General features: G+C 53.6%; 2 protein-coding genes. One reads left to right on the top strand and one right to left on the bottom strand.

All coding sequences use genetic code 11. The annotated features are described in order from the left end of the window. Positions 1 to 110 precede the first annotated feature (110 nt). Positions 111 to 497: a hypothetical protein gene (locus tag BM029_RS25495; protein ID WP_211482539.1), complete on the bottom strand. Its 387-nt coding sequence runs from the start codon at positions 495 to 497 to the stop codon at positions 111 to 113. Between the two features lie 265 nt (positions 498 to 762). On the opposite strand from BM029_RS25495, the gene BM029_RS25490 reads away from it, so the two are divergent. Then, positions 763 to 1,005: an H-NS histone family protein gene (locus tag BM029_RS25490; RefSeq protein WP_092440840.1), complete on the top strand. Its 243-nt coding sequence runs from the start codon at positions 763 to 765 to the stop codon at positions 1,003 to 1,005. Positions 1,006 to 1,114: the final 109 nt, after the last annotated feature.

Genomic DNA, 1,114 nt, shown 5'->3' with positions numbered 1-1,114 from the left:
CAGGGATTTTTAGCATCCCTAATTATAAAAAAAGCCTCCCAATTTCGGAAGGCTTTGTCAGCAACCTGACGCTATCCAATGGATAGCGTTTTTGCGGGCGCTTTTACTGATCAGTAAGGAGCGTCACCAGGAACCACCCGCAGCCAGCCGCTCGGGCAACTCGGCACATCGGGATAATAGCCGGCAGGATCGTTACAGTAGTAACTGAAATCAGCACCTGGCGGCACATACATCAATGACGCCGGGCCCGGATAGAAAGCTGGGTCGTAGTAAACCGGTGGCCAGAAAAACGGGCCGCCGATGATTACCCTGGTGCGTCCATGGAAATCGTTGAACCGATGGAAGCCGTGGCGAGCTTGCATTCCGCCGCCATGATTCATGCCGCCGGCGTTGCCATGAAAGCCGCCTCCATGTCCGTGAAACCCTTGATTTTGCGCAACCGCCAAACCGCTGGCGGCGCTCAACATCAACGCGGCTGCCGCAAACCATAAAATCATCAATCTTTTCATAGCAACACCTTTTGCTTCCCGCGTTTGCCTCGCTTACCGCCGAGGCAACGCCACAACGACAACACGAACTACATCCCTGTATTCAATATAGATTGGGCAAAAAAAAGGGTAACTACAAATCGGTAATGTTTGCAACAACGTGTATCAAGGCGGCAAACCGGATCTACGGCAAAACGGCGGCAAGGGCACATCCATCACATTGCGTGGTTACGGTATACTTGCCTGCTCCAAACGCAGAAAGAAAGCACCAGAAATGACGACCTACAAAGAGCTGCAAGCACAAATCGAACAATTGAGAAAACAGGCAGAGGAACTACGTCAAGCCGAAATCGCTGACGTCATCACCGAAATCAAAGCCAAGATGAACGAATATGGAATTACCGGCGCCGATCTGGGCCTGATGGGCAAGAAGCGCATCATGAAAGGCAGCCCTGCAATGACGCCGGAAGCGCCAGCACCTGCGCACGTCGACGCGCCGGCCAGCAGCGAAATGTAATCAATCGAGACTAAAGCGCAGCCCCAGCGACAGCACATTGTTACCCAGGCCGCCGTCGCCTAGCTGCGCATCGTAGTTGAGATACCAGCCCCAGCGCTTGTCCACCGCC

This window comes from Collimonas sp. OK607 (genome assembly GCF_900111995.1).
GTDB lineage: Bacteria > Pseudomonadota > Gammaproteobacteria > Burkholderiales > Burkholderiaceae_D > Collimonas.
This window is presented reverse-complemented; position numbering and strand designations above follow the sequence as displayed.